This window comes from Prosthecobacter sp. (assembly GCF_044373815.1).
In the GTDB taxonomy this organism is placed as follows: domain Bacteria; phylum Verrucomicrobiota; class Verrucomicrobiia; order Verrucomicrobiales; family Verrucomicrobiaceae; genus Prosthecobacter.
Window position 1 is genome coordinate 1 of the sequence record NZ_JBIPNG010000043.1, and the last position, 24,913, is coordinate 24,913.

At 58.5% G+C, this 24,913-nt stretch carries 22 protein-coding genes; 14 read left to right on the forward strand and 8 right to left on the reverse strand.

The window, feature by feature from the left end; translation table 11 throughout:
• Positions 1–4,499, reverse strand: a 4,499-nt coding sequence (locus ACIREA_RS05930; RefSeq protein WP_397381342.1) for a PVC-type heme-binding CxxCH protein, incomplete at its 3' end; no start/stop codon positions are given.
• An 87-nt stretch (positions 4,500–4,586) separates the two neighbouring features.
• On the opposite strand from ACIREA_RS05930, the gene ACIREA_RS05935 reads away from it, so the two are divergent.
• The gene (locus tag ACIREA_RS05935) at positions 4,587–4,970 is read left to right on the forward strand and encodes a molybdenum cofactor biosynthesis protein MoaE (protein ID WP_397381343.1); all 384 of its coding nucleotides are present in this window, start codon (positions 4,587–4,589) and stop codon (positions 4,968–4,970) included.
• A 17-nt stretch (positions 4,971–4,987) separates the two neighbouring features.
• Here ACIREA_RS05935 and ACIREA_RS05940 read toward each other — a convergent pair whose 3' ends face one another.
• Positions 4,988–5,215, reverse strand: a complete 228-nt coding sequence (locus tag ACIREA_RS05940) for an addiction module protein (protein ID WP_397381344.1) — start codon at positions 5,213–5,215, stop codon at positions 4,988–4,990.
• Positions 5,216–5,311: 96 nt separating this feature from the next.
• Here ACIREA_RS05940 and ACIREA_RS05945 point away from each other — a divergent pair, with 96 nt between their 5' ends.
• Genes ACIREA_RS05945 through ACIREA_RS05955 form a run of 3 tightly spaced genes read left to right on the forward strand, consistent with a single transcriptional unit; the run spans position 5,312 to position 8,325 of the window.
• Positions 5,312–6,952: a fumarate hydratase gene (locus ACIREA_RS05945; protein WP_397381345.1), complete on the forward strand. Its 1,641-nt coding sequence runs from the start codon at positions 5,312–5,314 to the stop codon at positions 6,950–6,952.
• A gap of 9 nt (positions 6,953–6,961) precedes the next feature.
• A complete protein-coding gene (locus ACIREA_RS05950) occupies positions 6,962–7,483 on the forward strand; it encodes a hypothetical protein (RefSeq protein ID WP_397381346.1) in 522 nt (173 codons plus the stop codon).
• Positions 7,484–7,536: 53 nt separating this feature from the next.
• Complete coding sequence (locus tag ACIREA_RS05955; protein ID WP_397381347.1) at positions 7,537–8,325, forward strand: ThuA domain-containing protein; 789 nt, start codon at positions 7,537–7,539, stop codon at positions 8,323–8,325.
• Positions 8,326–8,438: 113 nt separating this feature from the next.
• Here the strand turns inward: ACIREA_RS05955 and ACIREA_RS05960 are convergent, their stop codons facing one another.
• Positions 8,439–10,010, reverse strand: coding sequence for a long-chain-fatty-acid--CoA ligase (locus ACIREA_RS05960; protein WP_397381348.1), 1,572 nt, complete (start codon positions 10,008–10,010; stop codon positions 8,439–8,441).
• Between the two features lie 126 nt (positions 10,011–10,136).
• Here ACIREA_RS05960 and ACIREA_RS05965 point away from each other — a divergent pair, with 126 nt between their 5' ends.
• Positions 10,137–10,322: a hypothetical protein gene (locus ACIREA_RS05965; RefSeq protein ID WP_300198149.1), complete on the forward strand. Its 186-nt coding sequence runs from the start codon at positions 10,137–10,139 to the stop codon at positions 10,320–10,322.
• On the opposite strand, the gene ACIREA_RS05970 is transcribed toward ACIREA_RS05965, so the two are convergent.
• From ACIREA_RS05970 to ACIREA_RS05980, 3 genes are all read right to left on the reverse strand, one after another.
• Entirely contained in the window at positions 10,319–10,786 is a 468-nt protein-coding gene (locus ACIREA_RS05970; protein WP_397381349.1) for a 3D domain-containing protein, read from the reverse strand. The two genes, ACIREA_RS05965 and ACIREA_RS05970, sit on opposite strands and share 4 nt — an antisense overlap.
• Positions 10,787–10,983: 197 nt before the next feature.
• On the reverse strand, positions 10,984–12,324 hold the full coding sequence (locus ACIREA_RS05975) for an SBBP repeat-containing protein (RefSeq protein ID WP_397381350.1): 1,341 nt from the start codon (positions 12,322–12,324) through the stop codon (positions 10,984–10,986).
• A gap of 4 nt (positions 12,325–12,328) precedes the next feature.
• On the reverse strand, positions 12,329–13,114 hold the full coding sequence (locus ACIREA_RS05980) for an NIPSNAP family protein (RefSeq protein ID WP_397381351.1): 786 nt from the start codon (positions 13,112–13,114) through the stop codon (positions 12,329–12,331).
• Positions 13,115–13,233: 119 nt separating this feature from the next.
• On the opposite strand from ACIREA_RS05980, the gene ACIREA_RS05985 reads away from it, so the two are divergent.
• From ACIREA_RS05985 to ACIREA_RS06000, 4 genes are read left to right on the forward strand one after another with little or no spacing between them, the layout of a single operon-like run.
• A complete protein-coding gene (locus ACIREA_RS05985) occupies positions 13,234–14,010 on the forward strand; it encodes a hypothetical protein (protein WP_397381352.1) in 777 nt (258 codons plus the stop codon).
• 6 nt (positions 14,011–14,016) lie between these two features.
• Positions 14,017–15,180: a hypothetical protein gene (locus ACIREA_RS05990; protein WP_397381353.1), complete on the forward strand. Its 1,164-nt coding sequence runs from the start codon at positions 14,017–14,019 to the stop codon at positions 15,178–15,180.
• A complete protein-coding gene (locus ACIREA_RS05995; protein ID WP_397381354.1) occupies positions 15,108–16,778 on the forward strand; it encodes a hypothetical protein in 1,671 nt (556 codons plus the stop codon). Before ACIREA_RS05990 ends, ACIREA_RS05995 begins: the two co-directional genes overlap by 73 nt.
• Positions 16,738–17,262, forward strand: coding sequence for a hypothetical protein (locus ACIREA_RS06000; RefSeq protein ID WP_397381355.1), 525 nt, complete (start codon positions 16,738–16,740; stop codon positions 17,260–17,262). The genes ACIREA_RS05995 and ACIREA_RS06000 overlap by 41 nt, the downstream gene beginning before the upstream one ends.
• Positions 17,263–17,324: 62 nt before the next feature.
• On the opposite strand, the gene pabB is transcribed toward ACIREA_RS06000, so the two are convergent.
• Both pabB and ACIREA_RS06010 read right to left on the reverse strand, forming a co-directional pair.
• On the reverse strand, positions 17,325–18,566 hold the full coding sequence (gene pabB / locus ACIREA_RS06005) for an aminodeoxychorismate synthase component I (RefSeq protein WP_397381356.1): 1,242 nt from the start codon (positions 18,564–18,566) through the stop codon (positions 17,325–17,327).
• A 159-nt stretch (positions 18,567–18,725) separates the two neighbouring features.
• Positions 18,726–19,064: a hypothetical protein gene (locus tag ACIREA_RS06010; protein WP_397381357.1), complete on the reverse strand. Its 339-nt coding sequence runs from the start codon at positions 19,062–19,064 to the stop codon at positions 18,726–18,728.
• Here ACIREA_RS06010 and ACIREA_RS06015 point away from each other — a divergent pair.
• The 5 genes from ACIREA_RS06015 to ACIREA_RS06035 all read left to right on the forward strand — a co-directional run bounded on the left by ACIREA_RS06015 (position 19,063) and on the right by ACIREA_RS06035 (position 24,751).
• Positions 19,063–20,025 (forward strand): hypothetical protein, encoded by a 963-nt coding sequence (locus ACIREA_RS06015; RefSeq protein WP_397381358.1) that lies wholly within the window; start codon positions 19,063–19,065, stop codon positions 20,023–20,025. The two genes, ACIREA_RS06010 and ACIREA_RS06015, sit on opposite strands and share 2 nt — an antisense overlap.
• Before the next feature lie 19 nt (positions 20,026–20,044).
• Complete coding sequence (locus ACIREA_RS06020; RefSeq protein WP_397381359.1) at positions 20,045–22,039, forward strand: SUMF1/EgtB/PvdO family nonheme iron enzyme; 1,995 nt, start codon at positions 20,045–20,047, stop codon at positions 22,037–22,039.
• Between the two features lie 5 nt (positions 22,040–22,044).
• Complete coding sequence (locus ACIREA_RS06025) at positions 22,045–22,938, forward strand: hypothetical protein (RefSeq protein WP_397381360.1); 894 nt, start codon at positions 22,045–22,047, stop codon at positions 22,936–22,938.
• A gap of 32 nt (positions 22,939–22,970) precedes the next feature.
• Positions 22,971–23,468 (forward strand): alpha/beta hydrolase fold domain-containing protein, encoded by a 498-nt coding sequence (locus ACIREA_RS06030; protein WP_397381361.1) that lies wholly within the window; start codon positions 22,971–22,973, stop codon positions 23,466–23,468.
• A 62-nt stretch (positions 23,469–23,530) separates the two neighbouring features.
• Positions 23,531–24,751: an IS4 family transposase gene (locus tag ACIREA_RS06035; RefSeq protein WP_397381362.1), complete on the forward strand. Its 1,221-nt coding sequence runs from the start codon at positions 23,531–23,533 to the stop codon at positions 24,749–24,751.
• Positions 24,752–24,913 lie beyond the last annotated feature (162 nt).

Below are 24,913 nucleotides of genomic sequence, written 5' to 3' on the forward strand. Positions count from 1 at the left end.
CCAGTCTTCGCCAGAACCTTGAGCCCCTCGCCTTCAATCGCTCCGGGTATTGCAGTCCCGGCTTTAGCCGGTCCGGCAGCCCCGCTTTGCAGATACTTCACCAGATCAATGACCTGCTCCGGTTTGAGCGCATCAAACAACCCCTCCGGCATCGTGCTCAGCTTCGACACCTCACGCTTGGCGATGTCCGGCTGCGGCAGCGTAAACTCCACCCCGCCCATCATCGCGATCTTCACCGCCGCAGGACTTTCCTCCTTGATCACACCGCTCATGACGCGACCGTCCTTCATGGTAAAAAGATTGAGCTGGTAAGCCTTGCCGATCACCGCATTCGGATCCAGCACATTTTCGAGCAGGTAGTTCAAGTCAGCGCGATTGCTGCCCGTGATGTCCGGCCCCACATTCTGCCCTTCACCAAAGAGCTTGTGGCACTGGCCGCAGGTCATGGTGAAAAGCATCTTGCCGTTCGCGAGATCCCCCTTGGCCAAAGCAGCGGACGTGAGCAGTTCGCGATACTTCTTTGTCCGCTCGCCTAGGTCGGCTTTCGGCGCGTTCACATCGCCCCAGGCAGATTTGATCAGCGCATTGATCTCCCTGTCATCAAAGGCCGTGAGCTGGCGCACCAGGAAAGGCGAAAGCGCCGTGGCAGGCACCGTCTTGGCCTCCACGGCCTTGAGCAGCTCCTTGGAGCCTTCCTTCGTCGAAGCGAGCGTATTGACCGCATCAGGCAGCTCATTCGCAGAAATCTTCGGCAGCAGCGCCCCCAGCACCTTCGGCGTTTCCGCATCTTTGAGCGAAGCCAGCGCCTGAATGGATTTGCGCCGCAGCGAAGCGGGAGCGTCCTGTGTAAGAATCTGCTGCAAGAGCTTCGCCGTGCCCCCATCGCCCGTCTGAATGAGAACGCCAAGCGCCTTCTCGCGCTCGTTCACCGGCGCGCTGGCAAGCGCCAAGCGTTCGCGGAAAGTTTGCAGCGCCTCCGCATCGCCAAACAACGCGCTGAGTTCGGTCACCAGCTGTTCCGTAGTACCGGCTTTAGCCGGTACGGCGGTTCCTTCACCACCCGCCTTGAGCTTCGTCGCAATCGTCGCCCAGTCAGGCGGCATCGCCAGCTTGCCCGCACCACGAGCACTGCTCAGAATCATCGCCAGCGTCGCCTCGCGCTTCGCCGCATCCGGCTCCTTCGTGAGCTCCGAAAGCATCGAAGCCCGTCCCGCATCATCCGAAGACAGAAGGCGATAAATGAACTCCGTCACCTTTGGCAGCTTCGACACCCGAGCCAGTTCCAGCCCCACCTTCGGATCAGCCCCGACAAGCGGCTCGATGCCATACCAGATCAGCAGCGGAATCATCGGGTCATCTTTGTCCTCGCCATGGGCCAGGAGGGCGGTGGCGAGTTTCTGACGAAGGTCCAACCTCTGTTTTTGCAGACCTGACGCCAACGCACGACGAACGATCGGAGAAGATTCTTTTGCAGCCATCTTGGCCATCACGCCAAAAACCTTGTTGTCGCTGTCTGGATCAGCTTGCTTCGAAGGCTGAGCATCTGAGCCGGCCGCTGTCGTGACTGTTTTTCGCTTTAGCGAGAGTGACTCTGAATTCAGTCTCGCTGCCCAAGCCCGAACAATCTCCGATGGGTCAGACTGCAACCTTGCCTCTTCGTCTTTTGAAAGATTTTTGATCAGCTCCAGTGTCCACATTGCTCTGAGTTTGATCGTAACGGTCGATGAATCTGCAATAGCTTTCTCCAATACATGCAAGTCGTCGGATGACCCAAAATTACTGCCTCCTTTAAATTGGTGTGGCTGACGCTCAGTTAGAACCCTCCTCGCCATCCGCGACTTCCACTCGTTATCCGTCTGCACCGCGAGCTTCGCCAGCGCCTCATCGCTCTCCTTCGCCAAATCACCCTTCCACGGCTTCCAGCCTGCATAGCTCACGCGATAAATCCGCCCATTGCTCCGGTCCCAGTTCTCCACCGCGTTGCTGCCCCGGTGGCAGATTTGTTCATCGCTCCAGTCACTCACATACAGCGCGCCATCAGGCCCCACCTTCTGCGTCACAGGGATGAAGTGCATGTCGTTGGCACGCATGAAGTCACTTCCGTGCTTGCCCACATAGGTACTCGCATGCGGGTCCGTATAGTTCGTCACCAGCCGATGCCCATGCAGGTTGCCAAAGATGAGCTGATTGCGATACGTCGGCGGAAAGAGGCTGCTCTGATAAATGGAAAGACCGCAGTGCGCGTGCCCACCGCCGAGAGCATTCGTGTCGTCGTTCACGATGCCGGCACCCGTGGTTTTGTCGAAAGCGACATCAGGACGCGCACTGCCTGCGTAATGAGCGTGGTCGGCGATGGTCTTGATATCCTCATACGTGTACGGATTGAAGTGCTGCCCGGCCTGCCGCTGGTAACGCCCGCCCGGAACGATGTGGTAGAGATGCGGAATGACGCAGGCCGTGACGAAAAACTCGCCATACTGGTCGTAGTCCAGCCCCCAGGGATTGCTGGTGCCCTCCGCGAAGATCTCAAACTCATGCCGCACGGGGTGGTAGCGCCAGATCCCCGCATTGATGGGCTTGCGCTGATCCTCCGGCGTGCCGGGCTTGCCAACCTTGCTGTGCGTGAAGACCCCATGGCAGCCATACAGCCAGCCGTCTGGTCCCCAGATGAAACTGTTCAGCGTCTCGTGCGTATCCTGGCTGCCCCAACCGTCGAGCAGGGCGATGGCATCAAACTTCAGCCCGGGAACGAGATTCGACGGCGGACTCGTGCGGTCCAGCACATCCGGTTTGTCATCGTGATCCTTGTCCGGAATGAACATCAAATACGGTGCCGCTCCCACCCACACCCCGCCGAATCCCAGCTCAATGCCACTGACGAGGTTCAGCCCCTCGCAGAAGATCTTCTTCGTTTCAAAGACCCCATCGCCATCCTTGTCTTCGAGGATCTTGATGCGGTCCTGACCGGCACCCACTTCACGCGGTTTCGGGTAGCTGTTTCCTTCCACCACCCAGATGCGCCCGCGCTCATCAAACGTAAATGCAATGGGCTGCACGAGGTCTGGCTCGCTGGCGATCAGCTCCGCCTTGAATCCACCGGGCAATTGCAGGGCCTTCAGCGCCTCCTGAGGAGACTGACCTTTGGCATAATCCTTCTGCGGCTTCAGCGCAGGGCCGTACATCTTCTTCGGCGTCAGGTCCGCCGTGGTTTCCTTCCGCTCCTGAGTGAGGATGAAGACACCCGCTTTGTTCCCCACCACGATGTCCGGCAGCTTGTCGCCATTCACATCACCCACCTGCACATCCACACCCACGCCGCTTTCGGCATCCACGAGATGCGGTACGAAATCGACGCCGCCCTTTCCATCACGTTTCGTCTGATACCAGTAGATCACGCGGTGACCGCGCTCATCGGGATCGTGCCCATTGTGCGCCCAATAGCGCTTGCCGGTGACGATGTCCTTCACGCCGTCGCCATCGATGTCAGCGAGATACGCCGCATGCGGCTGGGAGAAGACGATGCCGTACTCGTTATCCTGCGGCTGCTCGCTGGCCAGCATGACGCGCTGCCAGTTGGGGCCAACATTCGGTGGCGCTGCTGCTGGTGAAGAGGGAGAACCTGACGTCTTGATGTCTGCACCTGTGACTACAGTGGTTCCTTTGTAGGTGTTGTTGTCGCTGAGCTTGATCACTGGCGAATGGTTCAAATACACAGCCACTCCATAGCGATGCGCCTGCAGGCTTGTGAAGATGTCATTGCGTCCGTCGCCATCGAAGTCATACGCGAACATCTGAGCACCGCCGCCAATACCCGCCGCGAAGCTGTGCTGCTCCCATGGCCCCGGCTTGATCTGCCCTTTCCCAAAAGGACAGCGCCACCAATGGCGCGCCTCCAACAAGTCCATGTGCCCGTCTCCATCCACATCGCCAACTCCAAGACCATGGGTGAACTTCGCCACCTTCACATCCTCCGTCACCGCCACGAAGGGCCACTTCTCAGTCGGCTTCTCCCAGTTCGGCGCGAACCACCCAAACTTGCCCCCGGTGCTGCACACGATCTCCGGTTTGCCATCGCCGGTAATGTCCGTGAAAACGGGCGATTCATTGTCCACCACATCCGCCACGATGTGCATCGGCCAGGGCTTGTCGTCATGCGTGCCGGGGTTCAGGTACAGCCGCGCTTCCTTGCCCGGAAAGCCGAGGATTAGGATGTCCTTCTTCTGGTCCGCATTGAAATCCTGCACATAGGCGAAGAAATTGTCCGAGTAGCCATTGATGCTGAAGATCTTCGGCTCGTAGTAGGCGTGCTTTTTCTCAAACGCCGGCCCTTCCCACCAGAACGGCCCGGCGACCACGTCCGGTTTGCCATCCCCATTGATGTCACCAATCCCGGCACCCTCAGAATAAAAGTCGCCGTGCAGCTGCTGACGCTTCCAGGTGATCTGGGTCTCCGCATGGAGCTGAGCGGCGGCTAGGAGAAGGAAAAACAGGCGTTTCATGGTTGGAGAATTGAAACGCTATCAGAAACCCGCACCAACGGACAAGTTTTATGAGCAATCGGCCATCCCGCTGTTTATCCTGCACCCATGCCGCCCGTCGTCATCCTGAGTGAAGAGCCCATCCAAATAGCCCAAACCGCGTTCAAAGCCGGTGAAGGCGCCGAGGCGCAGTTTCTTGGCGTCGTACGCGGCATGGAAGACGGCAGAACCATCTCCGGCATCGACTACAGCGCCTACCTGCCCATGGCGGAAAAGATGCTGCAGGACCTCGTCGCACGCGGCCAGCGCGAGCACGGCCCGCACCGCGTTTTCATCCAGCACCGCCTCGGCTTCGTGGCCGCAGAGCAGCCGAGCATCGTCATCCGCGTCCGCACCAAGCACAGCGCGGAGTCCTTTGAACTGTGCTACTGGTACCTGAAAGAGATCAAAACCAGCGTGCCCATCTGGAAGCGCGCGGTGTTTGTGGACTGAGCACCCGGCATTTCACCTCAGTTTTCACGCCCCTCCATAATGCGTGATTTCACCTCTTCCCACGCGGCAAGCGCCTCAGGAGTGGCCTCATGGTCAGCGAGACGCCGATCCAGCAGTTGCAACACCGCAGCCTCGTCCATCACCTCAGCGTCCTCGGCATCGGCGGCCTTCCAAAGCTCCTCGGCCAGCAGCCGCTTGTCCCGGGAACTGAGCTGCTGGACAACGGGCATCGTTTCCAAAATCATGTTTCCAGTTTATCCCCACGCGCACCGCCTGCCAACGTGCAAAATGCTCCTTTCCCTCGTTGCCCGAACTCGTATCCCTTTCAAATTCACCTCCCCATGCCCACGCCCCCCTTTCACTACCAGGAACTCCTCGAACTCGGCACCGATGACACCGAATACCGTTTGCTGACCAAGGAACACGTCTCCGTGCAGACATTTGGCGAGAAGGAAGTCCTCGTCGTCAATCCCGAGGCTCTCACCCTGCTGGCCAACCAGGCCTTTCACGACATCAATTTCTTCCTGCGCCCCAAGCACCTGAAGCAGGTGGCCGCCATCCTCGACGATCCCGAGGCGAGCGAAAACGACCGCATGGTCGCGCTGACCATGCTCAAAAACGCCGACGTAGCCTCAGCCGGACTGCTGCCCTTCTGCCAGGACACCGGCACCGCCATCATCATGGGCAAAAAAGGCCAGCAGGTCTGGACCGGCGGTGGCGATGAAGCCTCTCTCTCCAAGGGCGTCTATCTCGCCTACACCGAGAACAACCTGCGCTACTCCCAAAACGCGGCGCTGAACATGTTCGACGAAAAGAACACCGGCACCAACCTGCCCGCGCAGATCGACCTCTACGCCACCGATGGCGACGCGTACAAATTCCTCTTCATCGCCAAAGGCGGCGGCTCGGCCAACAAAGCCTACCTCTATCAGGAAACCCGCGCCGTGCTCAATCCGAAGAGCATTGTGAAGTTCCTCAGCGACAAGATGGTCTCCCTCGGCACCGCCGCCTGCCCTCCCTACCACCTGACCTTCGTCATCGGCGGCACCTCCGCGGAATCGACGATGAAGCACGTCAAACTGGCCTCCACCAAGTACTACGACAACCTTCCCACTACCGGCAACGAACACGGCCGCGCCTTCCGCGATGTCGAGCTCGAAGCCCAGATGCTGCAGGCCGCGCGCGAATGCGGCATCGGCGCGCAGTTTGGCGGCAAATACTTCGCCCTGGATGTGCGCATCATCCGCCTCCCACGCCACGGCGCCTCATTGCCCATCGGCATCGGCGTCTCCTGCTCCGCAGATCGTCAGGCCAAAGGCAAGATCACGAAGGATGGTATCTTCATCGAGAAGCTCGAAACCAATCCCCTGCCCTACATCCCCGAGGAGCTGCGCCACCGCAAAGACACCAACGCTGTCCGCATCGACACCAACCGTCCGATGGCCGAGATCCGCGCCGAGCTCAGCAAGTATCCCACCACCACCCGCCTCCTCATCAACGGCCCCATCATCGTCGCCCGCGACATCGCCCATGCGAAACTCAAGGAGCTGATCGATTCCGGCAAGCCCCTCCCCGACTACTTCAAGAACCACCCCGTGTACTACGCCGGCCCGGCCAAAACACCCGCCGGCATGCCCAGCGGCAGCTTCGGCCCCACCACCGCCGGTCGCATGGACAGCTACGTCGATCTCTTCCAAAGCCACGGTGGCAGCATGATCATGATCGCCAAGGGCAATCGCGGCCAGCAGGTCACCGACGCCTGCAAAAAGCACGGCGGCTTCTACCTCGGCAGCATCGGCGGCCCCGCCGCCATCCTCGCCAAGGAAAACATCAAGAAGGTCGAAGTCGTCGAGTTCGCCGAACTCGGCATGGAAGCCATCTGGAAAATCGAAGTCGAAGACTTCCCCGCCTTCATCCTCGTCGATGACAAAGGCAACGACTTCTTCCAGACCGTCGGCCCGGGCTGCTCGGTGAAGCATTAAAACAAGCTGATGAAACAAGGCGAGCCAGCTGGGAAATTTGGTGACGTTCTTCTTGGTGGAAGCCGGTTTGTGTTTTGGACTCTTGGTCCGGTTGCACTTTGCTTGGCTCTGTTCATGGCACTCATGGCTTATGTCAGATTCGCGGCAAATGATCTTCAAACTGGTTTCTTGTTTTTGGGCTGCAGTCTGATCGCCTCCTGCCTCTTTCTTGCATTGCTAAACGGACCGCGTTTCTGGTGGGCCGGGAGATTCGTCATGTTGTCCGTATTCAGCGCATACTCTTGGTATTTGCTGGACACGTGGCTGATTCATCCAAAGCCAATCGAGATTGGAGGACCAAGAAACAGCGCAACCCCATGGAATGCCTTGTGCGGCCTGGTGATCATCGGCTTTCCGTGTCTGTGCTACACTTTACGAGGTAGATTCACGTGGCGGGAACCGGCCACCGATCAGGAGGCAATGGAAAGCGATACATTGGAAAGTCACGATCATGCAGCTTCGCAAGAAGGTCCTAAGGAGCTAGGACGTTGAGCTTTCAGTTCGCGAAGAAGCCGTAACCCGACGTAATTTCAGAGTCATCATCCATGCACAATCCCCTCATCCGCGTCACCATCTGGAACGAATTTGTCCATGAACGGCAAAATCCCACCGTGGCAGCCATTTATCCCAACGGCATTCACGGCGCGCTGGCGGAGGCGCTGTCAAAGCATGGCGACTTCAACGTGCATACCGCCACGCTGGATGAACCGGATCAGGGTCTGCCCCCAGTCGTGCTGGATCAAACCGACGTGCTCCTCTGGTGGGGCCATGCAGCGCATGATCAAGTGAGCGATGAACTCGTCACCCGCGTACAGGAACGGGTGCTCGCCGGCATGGGGCTGATCGTTTTGCACTCCGGCCATTTCTCCAAGATTTTCAAGCGCCTCATGGGCACCAGCTGCGCCCTGTGCTGGCGCGAAGCGGGCGAGCGGGAGCGCGTTTGGAAAATCAATCCAGGCCACCCCATCGCCGCCGGCATCGGCGACTGCATCGAAATCGAGCAATCGGAGATGTACGGCGAGCCCTTTGGCATCCCCACACCGGACGAGCTGATCTTCGTCTCCTGGTTTCAAGGCGGTGAGGTGATGCGCAGCGGCGCCACATGGACGCGCGGTAGCGGCCGCATCTTTTACTTCAGCCCAGGCCACGAAGTGTATCCCATCTACCACCTGCCGGACGTGCAGCGTGTCATCGCCAACGGCATCCGCTGGGCACGCCCGCAAGGAGCTGCAGCCAACACCCCACGCCATGTACCGGTGGAACAGGCGCGCGAGAAGATCGAAGTACGCGGCGGCACCGTGCATGTAGAAGACGGCAAACTCGCTGGGCAATGACGGCTGCGGAGGATAGGCCTCCGGCCTGTCGGCGGATCGAGGCGTCCCGCCTTTGATTCAAAAACTAAGACGAGATGCCTCAGGCCGTGGTCAGGCCGGAGGCCTATCCTCCTCTACTGCGCAGCGATGTTCGCCCGCCCGCCCCGCAGCACATACTTCTGAATCTTCCCCGTCGCGGTCTTGGGCAGCTCAGCAATAAACTCAAAACCATGCGGCACCTTAAAGTGAGCAAGGTGCTCGCGGCAAAACAGACGCAGTTCATCGCTCGTGCTGGTGGCACCGGGCTTGAGCACAATGAAGGCCTGCGGCGTCTCACCCCATTTCTCATGCGGCAGCCCGACGACCGCGGATTCCTGCACGGCTGGATGACGCAGAAGCACGCCCTCGACCTCGACAGACGAAATGTTTTCGCCGCCACTGATAATGATGTCCTTCCAGCGATCACGGATTTCAATGTACCCATCGGGATGCACCACGGCGGCATCTCCGCTGTAAAACCAGCCGTTGCGGATGGCCTTGGCGGTGGCGGCGGGGTCATTATAATACCCCTTCATCACGGCATTGCCGCGAATGATGATCTCACCCATGGCCGCACCGTCTTTGGCAACCTCTTGACCATCGTCATCGACCACGCGGACCTCCGCATTGGCGAGGTATTCGACCCCCTGCCGGGCCTTGATGACAGCACGAGCCTGAGGAGTAAGCTGCGCATGCTCAGGGCGTGATTCACTGATGGTGACGATGGGCGAGACCTCCGTGAGCCCATACACATGAGTGATGTCCCAACCGAGTTCACCTTCCATGCGCTCGATGGTGGCGGCGGCAGGCGGAGCGCCGGCGGTAATGACGCGAACGCCACGCGGCGCGTTCTTGCGGAGCTCTTCCGGTGCATTGGCCATGCCGATGAGCACGGTCGGTGCAGCGCACAGCAGAGTAACGCCTTCCCGTGAGATCGCTTCGAAAATGAGCCGGGGATCCGCCTTCGGCAGGCAGACATGACGGCAACCCACCGCAGTGACGGTCCAGACAAAGGTCCAGCCATTCGCATGGAACATGGGCAGCACCCAGAGGTAGCGGTCCGCGCTGGTGATGTGGGTATGCATCAGATGGCCCATGATGTTGAATGCCGTGTTGCGGTGCGAAACCATGACACCTTTCGGATTCGCCGTGGTGCCACTGGTATAATTCAGCGCGATCATCTCCGTCTCGGAGATTTCAGCAGCAACGAAATCGGACGCAGAGGCTGCCAGCGTGGCCTCGTAGTCGGTCCAGCCAGCCTTGCTGCCGGTGAGGGCCACAAAATGCTCCACCCCGGGCACCTGATCGCGGATGGAATCCACCGCATCGAGGTAATCGGCATGCACACAGACGACGCGGGCGCCGCTGTGCTTCAGGATGTAGGCGAAGTCGGCGGCGGTGAGGCGGAAATTGATCGGGACGATGACGGCCCCGATCTGCGGGATGGCATAAAACGCCTCCAGATGAGAGTGTGTGTTCGGCGCGATGGTGGCCACGCGCTCTCCAGGCTTCACCCCAAGATGTTGCAGCGCAGCCGACCAGCGGTCGCAGCGCTCAAAGAATTCGCGGTAGGTGAAGCGGCGTTCTCCATCGACCACGGCTTCGCGATCAGCATAAAGTCGGCGGGCACGGCGGGCGAAGTCGAGGGGCGAGAGCGGGGTTTCCATGAAATTCGGCCGATCATAGAAAAACATGCCCCGCAGTGGCGAGCGAAAAACATGCACAGTCTTTTCCGCCAGTGCGATGATTCTTGCCACGACTTTGCCGCCAAGGTGGCTTAAAGTCGAATAACCATGACTGACATTGACCCTGAAACACTCGCCGTCCGCATCCGCCAGTCACTTGGCTGCAGCAAGGATCTGGCTGCAGACTACGTGAAGGGCATCAGCAATCCCCCCGAGATCATCCACGGCAAAATCGTCGTGCGTGATCCCGAAGGGCGTATTGTAGCTCGTGTCCCGGAAAGCGTCCTGGCTTAAGCCGGACGGGATTCGATACGGGCGACCATTTCGCGCACGTGCCAGGCTTTGTAGGCCCGTGGCTTCAAGATGGTGAGGCTTCGGATAAACGAGCCCCACTTAAGGACGCGAATGGTCACGTGGCGCGTGCCCCAGTTGTTCATCAAGCCGAAGGTGGGCTTGTAGAGATCGATGGTCTTCGTGCCCACGAGGGCGGAACCGTAGTCATCGACGACGTAGATCGAGGGATCTCCCTGAATCTGGAACACTGTGCCCACCGGATAGATGGACCAGTCTGCAGCAGCGCTGCGGATCTGACCATGCTTGAGCGGGGTACCGACTGCGGTGCGGGCACCGTATTCGATATGGTCGCTTTCGTCGTGAGTGTAGGCGGTTGTCTTGACGCCTGCAATGACCTGGCCTGGAGTGCCAGCTGGGGTTGTGGTTGAGCTTTTAACTTCTTCCGCAGCAGCGGAGACGCACATAGCAGCGAGGCACAGGAGGGTGGTTGGATTCAATCTGTCGGTTGGTTGTTGGGTCACGCTCGACCAGATGGGGGGCCCGGTCGGAGGGGCGCGCATGGTGACGAGTTCGACACCCCTGTCAACGCGCTGGTTTGTAGCCGGGACAGGCCAAATACCTAGCTTAAGACGACCCTAAGGCCTAATTTAGCGCCATACCGTCACTTTAAACGGAGAACTGCCCCGTAAGCCTCGGCCCCGCCGGGCGACGCCATGGTCTGGCCACTGAATGTCGCAGGTGCGACACAAGACCCTGAAATAATTAGCCTGCCGGAGGGGTGCCAGGCCATGCAATAGGCGTTGTCCCCCTTGATTCCGCCGCTTTGGACGAGCCATTCGAGGCCTCCTTTGGCATCAAAAGCCGCTGTGAAGATGTCCGTGGCACCTTGGGTTTTGAGTGACTGCTCAGCGAAGGTGGCGGTTTCGGAAAACTCCCCCGTCACGAAGCAGCGCCCGGTGTTGTCCGTGGCTACGCCGAGGCAGTAGTCAGTGGCCGGGCCTTGGAGGACGTGGCTCCACACCAGCTTGCCCTCGAGGCTGTAGTGAGCGAGCACACCATCATTGTCTTTGTCACCAGTGGTGTGCACGGGGCCGCCGTTGAGCACGCCTTTGAACATGCCTGCACACCAAGTGCGGCCTGTGGCATCGACCGCGATTTCATGGAAGCCTGCGCTTGGTACGCCCGGGAGGGTGGCTGCCCAGACGCCTTCGCCAGAGGAAGTGAGTTTCAGTACGATGCCGGCCTGGGATCTGGCATCCAAGGTCACGCCATCCATCGTGCCCGTGCCGCCGCCGCTGCCTCCTATATAGATAGAGTCATTGGCATCGACACCAAGGCCGTGGCCGCTGCCGGAGAATTTGCCACCGGTTGCCTTCACCCACTTCAAATTGCCTGAAGCGTCATACTTGGCGCAGAAAATCGGACGGGTGGTGCTGCCGGCATTGACGGTGACATCGCCGAACTTGGCTTCGCCTGCTATGGCACCCGTCACGACGATGTCGCCCTTGGAATCGACCACGATTCCGTGGCCATAATCGTAGCCTTTTCCGCCGGCCGTTTTGATCCAAAGCAGCGTTCCGCTTGTGTCGTATTTGGCAATGAAGATGTCATAATCACCCGAATTCGGGAGTGTCTGGCCGTTGGCCTGGGCATCGGTGCTTTGGTAGTGACCGGTGACGTAGGCATTGCCCGCCGAATCCGTCGCGACACCGTAGCCGCGGTCCACCAGGCTGCCGCCGAGACTGCGGACCCAGAGGAACTTTCCTTCCGGGGAGACTTTGGCGAGGAAGAAATCCATGCCGCCGAGTCCGGTGCGCTTCTGATCGCCAAAGGTGCCGTCATCGGTTGCTTCACCGGCGAGGAAGACGTTGCCTTCGCGGTCAAAGGTGACCGCGCGGGTCTTGTCATTCTTGGCTCCGCCACCTGCGGCGACCCACTCGAAAGTGGGGGTGGCGGCGTGGAGGGAGGTGGCGAGGAGGAGGAGGAGGCAGAGCGCGCGCATGGTCTTACTGGATGGGTGAGAAGTCTGTGGCCTTCATGTAGATGCTCTTCACGCCTTCGGCCTGGGGCTGGATGGTCAGCGGGCCGCCGTTGGCTTCCTCGCTGGCGGCTTTGGCTTTCACCCAGACTGGATCGGCACGGAATGCGGTGAAGGAGGCGAGACCGGCTTCCTTGCTGTCATGGGCGAGGATGTAGATCAGCTTATGGGCGGCACCTTTGTCCGCATCGGTCGGGGTCCAGTAGGCGAGGTTGGTCATGCCGTGCTTGGTGAAGAGCTTCATGGTGTGATCGCGAAAGCGGGAGAGCAAGGCGTCGAGCTTTCCTTCCGGCGTGGTGTAGGTGCGCATTTCGAACACGTGGGGCTTGCTGCCTTTGGCGATGGTCAGCGGCGGTGAAAAATCTGTCGGTTTCATGAAGATCGACTCCGGTGCTTTGGCGAGGATCTTGCCCCCCTCTTCACTGGCCTTGCGGGCGGCCTGCCATTCGGGATCAGCCCCGAAGGCCTTGAAGCTTTCCTTGGCGGCTTCGCGGCTCTTGTGTTCGAGCACGTAGATGAGTGTGGTGTCCGAGCCGTTCTCCTTGTCCACCGGCACCCAGTAGCCGACATTAACCATGCCGTGTTTTTCAAAGAGCTTGCAGGTGTGATCGCGGAAACGGGCCAGCAGGGCATCCAGCTTGCCTTCGTTGCAAGTGTAGATGCGCAATTCGTACACCCGGCCGTCATCGGCGGCGTGGATCAACGGGGCGAAAAGACTGCCGACGGCAAGGGCGAGGAAGGTGAGGCGCTTCATGGGAGATGAACATACGCCTTGGAAGTGAATGCTTATCAAGAAGCCGCTGCTCATCCTGAAGGCCCCGCCCATTTTTTTGGTCTTTTAAACCCGCAGGCGGCCTGCTCTAATTATCAACTATGATGAAAACCCATCGCCTCTTCAGGATACTGCTGATTTTCGTTGGATTGACAGTTCCGGCCACTGCCCACCTCGGCGAGAGCAAGACGGAGATTGCGAGACGGTTGGGAAAGGGAAAGACCTACCGCTCCCGTGGCGGCTGGGAACAGCGCGAGTACCCGAAGAATGGAATGACGACGTATGTCGTGTTTGCCAATGACAAGTCCATTTGGGAGCTCACGAAGCGCAATGACAAGAAGATCAGTGAGAGCGACATCCTGGCCCTGCTGAAAGACGCCGCTACTCCGGGGCATCCATTCATCTGGCATGCGGATCAAAAATGCTATTTAAGCGACGGGGGAAAGGTGAAAGCGCAGAGGCAGCCACGGCATGACGACTTTTTTTCGATCATGAACATCGAGGCGGTCACGGCACTTGAAGATGTGTCCCAATTCGGGTGCCTGGGGAAGACAGCCGATGAAGTGGCCCAACGGTATGGGCCGGGCGCTGTCCATCAACCTCGCGCAGGAATGGAACAACGTGAGTATGGAAAGAACGGTTACACCATCCAGGTCGTGTTCAAGAACGGGCGCTCCGTGTGGGAGCTTTTTAAGCGCGAGGACAAGGACGTCACAGAGGATGACATTGTGAAGATTCTGACGGCTGCTGGAGGCGGCTTTATTTGGGATGACGAGGCGAAGTGCTTTTTCAGAGACGGCAAACGACTCCAAGCACAGCGCGAACCCGGCCATCCGGATTTCTTTTCCATCAAGGACAAGGACGCCATTGGGCACTGAGTTTCCATGGCTCAGACCAAAGCTCGCAGAGCTTTAATTTGCCGGTGCGAGAATCCCGGCTGCTTTGTGTGGGGGGGGGGGCAGCACGAAAACTCCATTACAAGCTCTCCCGTCGCCACTAACGAGACATTCCACCATCCTATCAGTCCGCAGTTTCTAACCGCTTGTGTTGATGAGCAAACAAGCTTTCATTTCGCAGTGAGTGAGCAAAGCATATCATCAAAACCAAGTTTTGACAAAATTCCCTCTCCGTCAATACGACCCAGCGATTTTTACCGACAGCAGCACCCTGATTACTTTTCGGATAGCCAAGTCGATGAGAAATTAGAACTCGGAGAAGATCAACTGAGGTTTTATCTGGAACAACTGACGACAGAAAGACGGGAAAGAGAATTTGAGGAATTTGCGCGCGCAATTGCTGAAAAAGAAATATGCCCAAATCTGCTTCCTCAAACAGGGCCCGTTGGAGGCGGAGACTCGAAAACAGATTCTTCCACTTATCCTGTATCCGAAGAACTGGCCGAACGCCGTTACTGGTCTAGTCAGGGGCGACCAGCTAGCGATGATTGGGCATTCGCGTTCAGTGCGAAGAAAAAGTGGCAGCCGAAAATGGCAGATGATGTCACAAAAATTGCCGGCTTATCACGCCGCTTTTCAAAAGTATTCTTTATTACTAACCAGCCGGTCCCGGACAAAGATCGGGAAAAATGGGAGACAAAAATGCGCGAACGTCATGGGGCTGATGTCAGGATTCTGGATCGCACATGGCTAGTTGAGCGCGTTTTCAAAGGGCGGCATGTAGATCTAGCCATTGCAAAGCTTGGCCTAGACGTTCGCATGTCGGAGACCCGGAGTATTGGCCCTCGCGATGCAGGACGAGAAGTTGAACTTGAGAAGCTTCTCCAAGAATTACGCAACCCTGATTTGAGGCGGACTGACGATTACTCTCTTGCAGAAAAGTATGTCGAAGCTGCAAAACTATCATGTAGTCTAGAACGACCGCGTTCTGAGGTTGATGGGTTATTCCTTCAAGGACGCCGACTTGCCTCTACCGCAGGGCATGCAGAACAGATTGTTCGCGCACATTACCAGCACGCATGGAGAAGTTATTTTGGTTCGATGATCCAAAGGAAGCCGAGCGGATCTATGAAGAAATGGAGCCATATTTAGAACGAGTAGGCACGGGAGAAGAGTGTGAATTGTTTGCCAACATTTGTAGTATACTTCAGACTGCGAGACTCTTTCGCCAGCACGAAACACCTCTTAACATCGAAACTGCGAGATTGGATCGCTTAAAGACGCGTCTATCCGTATTGGCAGCAGACGAGAGCCGCCCAAACGCGTCTCTGTACGCGAAGACTTTGCTAGTCGGCATGCGCATGCGAAAAAACCTCGGTAATGGCCAGCGCCTAGCGGAGGTGCTTGATGAATATTTAGATTGCTTTCGTGCCGCTAGAGGTCTGTTAACCTACCCTCTGTTGCGCTTTATGGAGGCTATTGAAGGAGTCGGTAAGCATTTCTGCATATTGCCCAATTATCTAAAGTTCCAAGAAGAGGTTCAACAGCTCGTGGCTGAGCGTTGCGGCATGACAGAAGCAGGAGGACGCCAATTAAACTATGGGATCGACCTTTTATCTAACAATAGGGCGCGAGAAGCCATTATTCAAATTTCGCAAGCTCGCTTCAAACTCGCCCATGAGGAGACGCTACTGGAAAGCGGAAGGGCTTCTTTGGCATTGGGTGTGGCATACGGGACGCTTGACCATTTATGGGCCGCTCGCGTCTGCTTTTTGGAGGCCGCCCAAATCGCCCTGTATTCTATAAAGACAATGCGAAATAACCCGAAGCGAGGCTATGATTGTGTAATTCGCCTTGCATGGACAGAACTTCGCCTTGGGCGGATTGCTCCGTTCCTTGCTTGGTGCAATTTCGCACATGGTCTAGCTCATCAAGTTGCGATCGCAGGTCAGGAAACATCTGGCATTTCTGAAGAACTTGAACGCCAAGATGGCTGTCTGGCGTGCCTATTTCTTAAACTCTCGAAAGAAAGTGCTACGGAGTTGCTGAATATTGAAGTGACTCTGGAGGCAATGGGACTTCAAAGCGCTAGGCTCGCATTGCTATTTGCAGCTGATGCCAAGCAGACTATCGAAAAAGAGTTATCAATCGGCCCTGATGAGGTCGAACACATGATTCAGTCATGGAAAGAGCAACCTGCTTATGATCAGTTAAATCATGGTTTGGTTAAACAAAATGGGCGTTTTAGCATCATCGAAATCATCATTTTAGGAGTGAAATATCGCATTCGTTGCGAAAATTCAATTGGGCCTCAAATATATGCGGAAACCATACTGGGAATGATCGAGTCAGCTTTTGCGGATGCGAACTGGAAGAATTTTGCTTTCGTAGTTGATACGGTAGAATTTTTGATCACTTCTGGAAGCAGTGGAAGCAATCCACCATCAATTGATCCATCTCTCTTCGGAATGGAAGTGCAGGAATTGGCATGGCATGGAGGCATGATTGAATGGATGCGCAACAAACCCAAGGATTACACGACGCATCTGCATGATCTCTTGATGAGCATACTATTATTCACCACAATTGATGCTAAAGATGACATTACACGAGAGCTTGCTGATTGGACTCGAAATGGCGTTTTTGATCGTGCTTGTGCTGTTGGGAGAAGCTTTGTGGCGCTTTTAGATTTAATCGGAGAAGATAAATATGACATCCAACATTGGGCAAAAGCCGCCGTTGCATCGTAGATTCGATGAAGCTGATTCTTTGCGTCAGATTAGAGACCGTTATATCGGCCTGAAGGATAGTATTGCCAATCAGGTGTCCCTTCTTCAGAAAAATGATGAGTTCCTTGGTATTTGCAGACACTACTATAGCCTGGGGTACAAGGACTGGCATATTTTGGCAGCAGTATTGAACCATATGTTAAACCTAGAAGCTGATAGGCTGAAGCTAGGCTGGTCTCCTGGAGATATGAAGCGTCGTCAACAGGTGGCTGACGACCTTCACAAGATTCAGTTTCCGAGTAAAATGTTTACTCGTCAGGATATGGACCGCTGCCTCAGCTTACATGCTATGACTTGCCTTCAAAGGTATGGATTTGAAATGCGAAATAACCGAGTTAAAACTGAAGTAGTCGAGCGATTTCTTCGTGAGCGAATGATGCACTTTACTTTGGACATCCCACATCTCCCAATGTTTGGCGAACCGCAGGGCAGTTGGCCGGTATAAGGACAAAAAGGACTGAAGAGACTTAAAGGACAGAGTCGCTATGCATGTACAATCTTGTGGGTTCAACTAGCAGCCGCGAGAATGCCTGCTGCTTTGTGGAGGGTCTCTTCGTACTCGTGCTGGGGGATGGAGTCGGCGACGATGCCGGAGCCGACGTGGAAGGTGATTTGATCTCCTTGCTGGACGGCGGTGCGGATGGCGATGTTCCACTGGCTGCGGCCGTCGAAGCCGAACCAGCCGATGGCGCCGGTGTAGAGGCCGCGGGCGTGGGGTTCGAGTTCGGCGATGATCTCGCTGGCGCGTTTTTTGGGTGCGCCGGTGATGCTGCCGCCGGGGAAGCAGGCGCGGAAGGCGTCGACGTGATCGACATGCGGGCGCAGGATGCCGGTGACGGTGGAGACGAGGTGAAACACCTGAGCGAAGCTTTCCACGCGCCAGAGTTCGGGAACGGCGACGCTGCCGAATTCGCAGACCTGGCCGAGGTCGTTGCGTTCGAGGTCGGTGATCATGAGGAGCTCGGCACGCTCTTTGGCCGAGGTGGTGAGCTCACGCACGGCGGCGGCGTCACGTGCGGGATCGTTGGCGAAGCGAGGACGCGTACCTTTAATTGGGCGTGTGGCGATGCGTGAGCCCTGCATGCGAAGGAAAAGTTCGGGGGATGCGGACAGCACGGTGGTACCGGCCAGCTGCATGAAGGCGGCATGCGGCGCGGGGGAAACAGCGCGCAGTTTTAAATAGAGGGCCAGCGCATCGGCGCCCTGCGGCCAGGCGGCGCGCCATGGGTAGGAAAGATTGACTTGGTAGATGTCTCCAGCGGTGATGTATTCCTGCGCGCGCTCGACCATGCGGATGAATTCAGCGCTGCTGACGCCTGGCTCGAACTGGAGGCGCGGGGCTGGGGCCGTGGTGCAGGCGGAGCTTTGCAGCTTGAAATCGCCGAATTCGAACCACTTGGCGGTGTCATGATGATAGACGAGGCCGTGCGGGTAGATGCCGAAGACGAAATGGCCGTCATAACCGACCCAGCCGTACAAACCGCCTGCCGAGGCCCGGGGAATGCGCAGTGCGGTGCGTACTTTTTCCCAGTCCCGGTCGATGTGGCCCCGCAATACGGCGACGGGCTCGGCGGTGAGAACGGAGACCGCGCCGGGTGAAGTCAGAGACGAATCCATCCACACCAAGCCCTCGCGATGGCACAGTTGTGCCGCGATTTCAGCGGGTGTGAAGGAAAATGCACACGGCCGGTAGTGCGGTGACGTTTCAATGGCATGAGAAAACAGCGGCAGGGTGTGACCTTCCGGCATTTTGAACGAAGAACCCTGAAACATTGACACTAGGAAGCCCAAATCGTACCATGAGCGTCTTTTTCAGCAACTTGTGACTCCTCCATCCACCATTCTATCTTCCGAGCGTGATCGTTCTTCAGCGGTTGCGATGGGAACGCTATGCGTACTGGCGGTGGTTCAGATGAGCCTGGCGTTCAAACTGCTCACAGCCCCCCCCTCTCCTGCGGCGGGAGCGAGCCCCATGGCAGCTGCGCCCGCTCTGACCTCAGCCCAGCCAAGCGTGGTGCCGGAGATCGGCCAGATCGCCCTGCCACCGAGTACCGCCAGTGCGCCACCACTGCCGGGGTCGTTGCTGCCAGCACCGGCACCTGCGGCCCCTGTTTCGAATGCTCCGCCACCCATTGGCTCATTCGACAAGATCGGAGCTGCGGCACCCATGCCCGCCCCTTCGTACATTCCCCAGGCTCCGCCCGTCGCCGTGACGCCTGTTGTTCCTGCGGCACCTGCTCCTGCCATGCCTGGGACCTCTCAGCCTTTCGCACCTGCTCCTGCCCTGCCTGGGACCCCTCAGACTTTCCCACCTGCTCCTGCAATACCCGGCACTTCTCAGACTTCCGCACCTCCGGCAGTGTCTGGCACGCAGGCTTCAGGGTTCAAGACGACTGCACCGCCTGGACCCAACTCCAAACCCGATGCCGCCACGGCACTGCTGCGTGATGTGAACTACGTCATCACGGCGGCCCAGGAGCTCCGTGGCCTGAGTGACATGCAGGGAACTTTGGAACTGCTGCGCAAGGCGGATGAACTGACGCCTGATCATCCGGCAATCATTGCGGAGATGGCGCAGACCTACGAACAGATGGGCATCACGGCCAAGGCGACGGACGCGTGGCGGCGCATTCAGCTTCTCGGGGCCACGAAGGCGGGCAGTTATTTTGAACTTGCCTCACGACGGCTGGGCGCGGGTTCGGCGGGGGTGGCAACACCTGCGCTATCGGCTCCCTCCGGTGCGGATGGCGAAAAGTTTCTGCGCCTCGGCGCCTGTCGGGCCACCCGTGATTTCGAGGTCCCCACCGGCGAACGCTACGTGCTGCATGTTCCCATCTCTCGTGCGGGCAACCGTCCGATCAATGCGCAGGAGCTGAATCTTGAGGTGTTCTTTTTCGACCGTGTGAACAACCAAACAGTGGCGCAGACCATCGCCCCTGAACCGGTTGAATCCTGGCAGACCGCTCCGGTGGACTGGAACGGCACCGGCGAGGAAGTGCTGGATGTCGTTTATCACCTGCCTGCACTCTCCGCCGCCGAAATCCAGCAGCATGGACGCCGTTCGTACTACGGGTACATGCTCCGGCTCTACTACAACAACAAACTCCAGGATGTGGCTGCCGAGCCCCGCGATCTCCTGGAGTTCGGAAACACACCCGGCGCCGCTCCTGCGGGTGTGAATCCGCTGCTCCCGCCGATGAGCAGATGATCGCCACTGACATGCCCGCATGACTCTTTTGTTTGTCGATTCCAATGCCGCGCTGCGCGGCAACCGAACCATCTGGCTCAGGGACAACCTCCCTGGCTACACCGTGGTTGATTTTGCCAGCCCTTCTCTAGCGGCTGCGTGGGTGGCGAAAGCCGACTCACTCGACATCCTCGTAACCGAGGCCATTTTTCAAACGCAGGAAACCGGCTTTGCCCTGCGCGACACGGTGCGCGCACGCTTTCCGCAAACACGGGTGCTTTTCACGACCCGCTACGACCTGACCGGATTTGAAGACCAGATCGCCGACGGCCTGGTGCTCAAGGATGCACCGTACACACCGGAGAAACTGCTGGATCGCGTGCGGGCGCTGCTGACGCTGCCGGTGGAGTCTAATGAACCGCCCCCGGTCATGGTGCCTGGCACCGTACTGGGAAACTACCAGGTGCTGGAGCGGCTCTACATTGAAAGGGAGTCTGAAACGTACCGTGCGCTGCAGATCACCGTGCAACGACCGGTGGCGCTGGTGCTGCTGAAGCCAGAGTTTTTGAAGCAGCCGGACGTGGTGGCGAAGTTCAAGGAACGTGAGCGGGTGAAAGCCTCGCTGATGCATCCGCGCATCGCCCCGCTGTATGAGGCGGGTGAGACGAACGGGTGGTTGTTTTACACGCGTGAACTGCCACGCGGCCGCAGCTTGTCGGAGATCGAGCTGACGGATGAAATGCTGACCGAGCGCCGCCTTGCGGAGGTTTTGTTCGGAGTGGCGGAGGCGATGCAGTTTGCCACGGAGCGTGGTTACCATCATCGGAGCATCTCGCCGCGAGACATCTACATTGATGCGGACCATCAGGCGAGCATCGTGAATTTCTTCCGCCCGTCCGTGCCCAAAAAGCGCGATCCGCAGGCGGATGTGAAGGCATTCCTGGACCTGATGCGCCCCATCGCTGCAGAAGGCAAATCCCGTGGACTGCTGCAATCGCTGGCTGACGCCAACCACGACTGGAACGGACTGCTGAACGCGCTCGATGATGTGCGCGACGACATGCGTGAGCGCAGCATCGTGCGCAAGATCGAGGCGGAGACGCTGCCGGTGAACGTCAACGGCAACAAACCCTGGTGGGTCTGGGTGATGATCGTCTTAATCCTGGCCGTCGTTGCAGGCCTCGGTGCCTTGATGAACGGCAACAACACCCTGCCCACTGCCAATGCCTCAGCGCTTCCCATCGAGATGGTGAAGATCCCCGCCGGCACTTTCACTTATCAAAAGAACGATCACATCAAACTGCCGGAATTTTGGATCAGCAAGAATGAGGTCACCATCGGCCAGTATGCGGACTTTCTGAAGGCTCTGAAAAAAGCACCCACGGCAGCCTTTGATCATTCCCTGCAACCGAAGACCAAAACGAGCCACGAACCTGTGAAGTGGGGCCAGTATTATGCGGCAGCCAAAGCGGGCACCACGTTCAACGGTGAGAGCATCACACTGAACACACCGGTGTCCCAGGTGGACTGGTGGGATGCGTATGCCTTTGCCAAATGGAACGGGCAGCGCCTGCCGACGGAGCAGGAATGGGAAAAAGCCGCCCGTGGTGATCACGGCTGGATTTACCCCTGGGGAAACCAGCCCAACAGCAAGGCGGCCAATCTGGGCGATGATTACGATGCTTCGCCGAAAGGCAAAGGTGGCAAGATCGACGGGTACAATCTCTGGGCGCCGATCACACGCGTCACGCAGGACGTCAGCCCCTACGGTGTGTGTGACATGGCCGGGAACGTGAGCGAATGGACTGCAGGCGAAACGCAGTCCGGCGAATGGCCCTCTCACCCGGATTACATCGACATCAAGGTGCCTGTGGTGCGTGGCGGGCACTTCGGCCTGAAGAGCAACGACCAGTTGCTCACCGACAGACGCTTTCCTGAATCCGCGAATGAGGCTACACTCGCGCGCGGCTTCCGCACCGCCAGCAGCACCGCCCCCGCCGCCAGCACTGCTCCTCCAGCCAAACCCAAGTCTTAAAGCTTATGAACCGCATCCTCCTACTCTTGATCCTCTGCCTGTGCTGCGGCCAGGCCCGTGCTCAATATGTCACGAATCTCACCCTGCTGAAAAATCAATTCCTCACGGGCGAGCCGGTGGTGGCCGTGGTGAGTGTCACCAATCGCTCCGGCGCGGATGTGATCGTGGGCGGTCATGGCGCACCCGACTGGCTGCAGTTTGAGATCACCCAGTCCACCGGACAGCGGCTATCTCCTGTAGGCATCGGTTCGGAAGAGCCCATCACCCTGCCTGCGGGCGGCACGACGAAGCACACGGTGGAAATTTCCGGCGGCTATTCCACGTCCAGTCTCGGCACCTTCACCATTCTTGCGAACGTACTGCATCCCATCTCCGGGCAGTACTTCATGTCCAATAAACTGCGCATGACCATCACGGACTCCAAGCCGAACATGTTTGACCAGCCGTTTGGCGTGCCTCAAGGCTTCGATGGTGCCGGGCGTCAGCGCCGCTACCAGGTCATCCTGTTTCGTGAGCTTGATGACTTGCAGCTTTACTGCCGCATCACGGATGACCGCAGCGGGGCCTACATCGCCACGTTCCTGCTGGGGCCTGCGATGATGGCGGTGCAGCCGCAGATCAGCATCGATGTGCATAACAAGCTGCATGTCTTGTTCCTGGCGATGCCACATGTTTTCTGCCACGTGGTGGTGAACCCGGATGGCAAGGTACACCAGCGCACGTACTACAAAGATCCGGAAGGCAACCGCCCTTCCTTGGTGATGACCCAAGGCGGAGCGCAGGTGGTCGGCGGAGAATCTTTTGACCCCGGTGCGCCGGCTCCGCAAAGAAAAGCCCTGCGCAAAGCCTCCGAACGTCCTTCAACGGAAAAGGGCGAGGTGCCGAAAGCGAAGAAATAACGCTAGGACCCGAGGTTCTGCGGGCGTTATGCATGCTCATGCATTTTCGTTTCTCCCTCTGCCTTGCTCTTTCTCTCGCACTGAGCGCTCTGCACGCTGCCGACCCCAAACCGGCGGCGAAGGCCAGCGCCAACGGCCCGAAGTGGAAAAAGCTCACGCCGCAGACTCCGGCCGGATTCACGCTGAAGACGATCGAGGTGGCCAAGTATCCTGAGCACACCGTGGAGCTCTACGTTTATGTGCCTGATGCGGCGGGAACATGGCCCTGCATCCTGGACATTCATGGCGGGGGCTGGAAGGCGCGGCAGGTGGAGGCCGACAAGCCGATGATGGAGCGCCTGGCGCAACGGGGATTCGTGACCGCGCTGGTAAGCTACCGCCTTTCCACCGAAGCGAAGTACCCGGCGGCGCTGCACGACTGCAAAGCCGCGCTGCGATGCCTGCGTGCGCATGCGAAAGAGTTGAAGATCGACCCTGAACGCATCGGCTGCATGGGCGGCTCTGCCAATAGTGTTCGGCACAGCGTTTGAGGTGGGGCGATGTGACAAAAATGTTGCTGTACCTTTGGGCGAAGGGTGGCATGAAGTTGCTGATGGCTGCAGCCCGAGTCCCAGCCCCCAAGATTGAAGCCGCCCAGCTGCGGCACTGGAAGCTCATCGAGCAGTTCCAGCGTGTGCTCGACGAGGTCAGCCCGCAGCATCAGCCCCACCGCAGCGAGCACGACCCGCGGCGCACCCTCCACCAGCGCGACTACTTCTCGCTGTTTTTGCTCGGCCTGTTCAACCCGGTCATCAGCTCCATGCGCGGGCTCTGCCAGGCCAGCAGGCTGCAGCGCACGCAACGCTCCCTGGGCACCCTGCCCGCAAGCCTGGGCAGCTTCTCGGAGGCGCAGAGCCTCTTTGATGCGCGGCTGCTCCAGGCCGTGCTGGAGCGCCTGGTGGCGGACCTTCCCCCGCAGCCCGGTCCCGGCGGCGTGGACCTCGCCGCGCTGCGCGTGGTCGACAGCACCTTGTGGTATGTGCTCCCGCGCATGGACTGGGCCACCTGGCGCAGCCAGTACAAGGACCAGCGCGCCGTGCGCCTGCACATCAAATACCGCCTGGCCGACGGCCTGCCTGCCGGCGGCCTGCCCTCCAACGGGGTTTTGTGCGAGCGCAAAGCCCTGCGCCAGCAGCTCAAGGCCGGGGAGTTCTACATCGGCGACCGCAACTACGGCATGAACTACCGCTACCTCGAGGAGCTCCAGAGCGCCGGGTGCGGCTTTCTGATGCGCCTGCGCCAGAACCAGGTCAAGGTGGAGACGCTCCAGGAGCTGCCGCTGAGCCAGCGCGACATTGAGGCCGGCGTCTGCCGTGATGAGCGCGTCATGCTCGGGGAGAGGGCCCTGTGCAGGCGCGGCCCGTTCCGTCTGGTGGTCGTGGACCGGCCCGACATGGAGGAGCCCGTATGGCTGGTGAGCAATCAAATGGCCGAAGAGCTCAGCGCCGGGGAGCTCGCCGGACTCTACCGGCAGCGCTGGGAGGTGGAGGGTTTTTTCCGCTGGCTCAAATGCCTGCTGCCCTGCCGGCACTGGTTTGCGGAGAGCGAAAACGGCGTGGCCATCCAGATCTATGCCGCGCTGATCTGCGCGGTGCTTTTGACCCGCAGACTGGGGCGGCGTCCGAGCAAACGCATGCTGGAGATGCTGGCCTTTCATCAGATGCAGACGGCCAGCAAGGAGGAGCTTGCCGAGGCGCTGCGGCTTGAGGTGAAGCGAGCCACCCGGGTGCGCAAGCCGCGGTATGGCACGCTGAGCAACTGGAAACCCGCATAGCAAGGGCTGTGCAGGCGCGCTCGCGCGCCAGGGCTGCGCGTGCCCGGATGCCACGATGTCGCCCACCTCCCACTCCCTGGCCCTTTCACCGCCGCCTCAATTCAAAAATGCTTGGCTCCATTCACCCCTCAATAGCAGACCGCGTGCCGAACAGTACTGGCA

Bases quoted from the DNA above. Each gene is read 5' to 3' on its own strand.
- ACIREA_RS05975 (WP_397381350.1), bottom strand. From the start codon at position 12,324: ATGCGCGCGCTCTGCCTCCTCCTCCTCCTCGCCACCTCCCTCCACGCC.
- ACIREA_RS06010 (WP_397381357.1), bottom strand. From the start codon at position 19,064: ATGGCAGGAGCAGGTGCCGCAGGAACAACAGGCGTCACGGCGACGGGC.
- ACIREA_RS05960 (WP_397381348.1), bottom strand. From the start codon at position 10,010: ATGGAAACCCCGCTCTCGCCCCTCGACTTCGCCCGCCGTGCCCGCCGA.
- pabB (WP_397381356.1), bottom strand. From the start codon at position 18,566: ATGCCGGAAGGTCACACCCTGCCGCTGTTTTCTCATGCCATTGAAACG.
- ACIREA_RS06025 (WP_397381360.1), top strand. From the start codon at position 22,045: ATGAACCGCATCCTCCTACTCTTGATCCTCTGCCTGTGCTGCGGCCAG.
- ACIREA_RS05995 (WP_397381354.1), top strand. From the start codon at position 15,108: ATGGAGAAGTTATTTTGGTTCGATGATCCAAAGGAAGCCGAGCGGATC.
- ACIREA_RS05945 (WP_397381345.1), top strand. From the start codon at position 5,312: ATGCCCACGCCCCCCTTTCACTACCAGGAACTCCTCGAACTCGGCACC.
- ACIREA_RS05985 (WP_397381352.1), top strand. From the start codon at position 13,234: ATGATGAAAACCCATCGCCTCTTCAGGATACTGCTGATTTTCGTTGGA.
- ACIREA_RS05990 (WP_397381353.1), top strand. From the start codon at position 14,017: ATGGCTCAGACCAAAGCTCGCAGAGCTTTAATTTGCCGGTGCGAGAAT.
- ACIREA_RS05950 (WP_397381346.1), top strand. From the start codon at position 6,962: ATGAAACAAGGCGAGCCAGCTGGGAAATTTGGTGACGTTCTTCTTGGT.
- ACIREA_RS05940 (WP_397381344.1), bottom strand. From the start codon at position 5,215: ATGATTTTGGAAACGATGCCCGTTGTCCAGCAGCTCAGTTCCCGGGAC.
- ACIREA_RS05965 (WP_300198149.1), top strand. From the start codon at position 10,137: ATGACTGACATTGACCCTGAAACACTCGCCGTCCGCATCCGCCAGTCA.
- ACIREA_RS06035 (WP_397381362.1), top strand. From the start codon at position 23,531: ATGGCTGCAGCCCGAGTCCCAGCCCCCAAGATTGAAGCCGCCCAGCTG.
- ACIREA_RS05970 (WP_397381349.1), bottom strand. From the start codon at position 10,786: ATGTGCGTCTCCGCTGCTGCGGAAGAAGTTAAAAGCTCAACCACAACC.
- ACIREA_RS06015 (WP_397381358.1), top strand. From the start codon at position 19,063: ATGCCTGGGACCTCTCAGCCTTTCGCACCTGCTCCTGCCCTGCCTGGG.
- ACIREA_RS05980 (WP_397381351.1), bottom strand. From the start codon at position 13,114: ATGAAGCGCCTCACCTTCCTCGCCCTTGCCGTCGGCAGTCTTTTCGCC.
- ACIREA_RS05935 (WP_397381343.1), top strand. From the start codon at position 4,587: ATGCCGCCCGTCGTCATCCTGAGTGAAGAGCCCATCCAAATAGCCCAA.
- ACIREA_RS06000 (WP_397381355.1), top strand. From the start codon at position 16,738: ATGACATCCAACATTGGGCAAAAGCCGCCGTTGCATCGTAGATTCGAT.
- ACIREA_RS05955 (WP_397381347.1), top strand. From the start codon at position 7,537: ATGCACAATCCCCTCATCCGCGTCACCATCTGGAACGAATTTGTCCAT.
- ACIREA_RS06030 (WP_397381361.1), top strand. From the start codon at position 22,971: ATGCTCATGCATTTTCGTTTCTCCCTCTGCCTTGCTCTTTCTCTCGCA.
- ACIREA_RS06020 (WP_397381359.1), top strand. From the start codon at position 20,045: ATGACTCTTTTGTTTGTCGATTCCAATGCCGCGCTGCGCGGCAACCGA.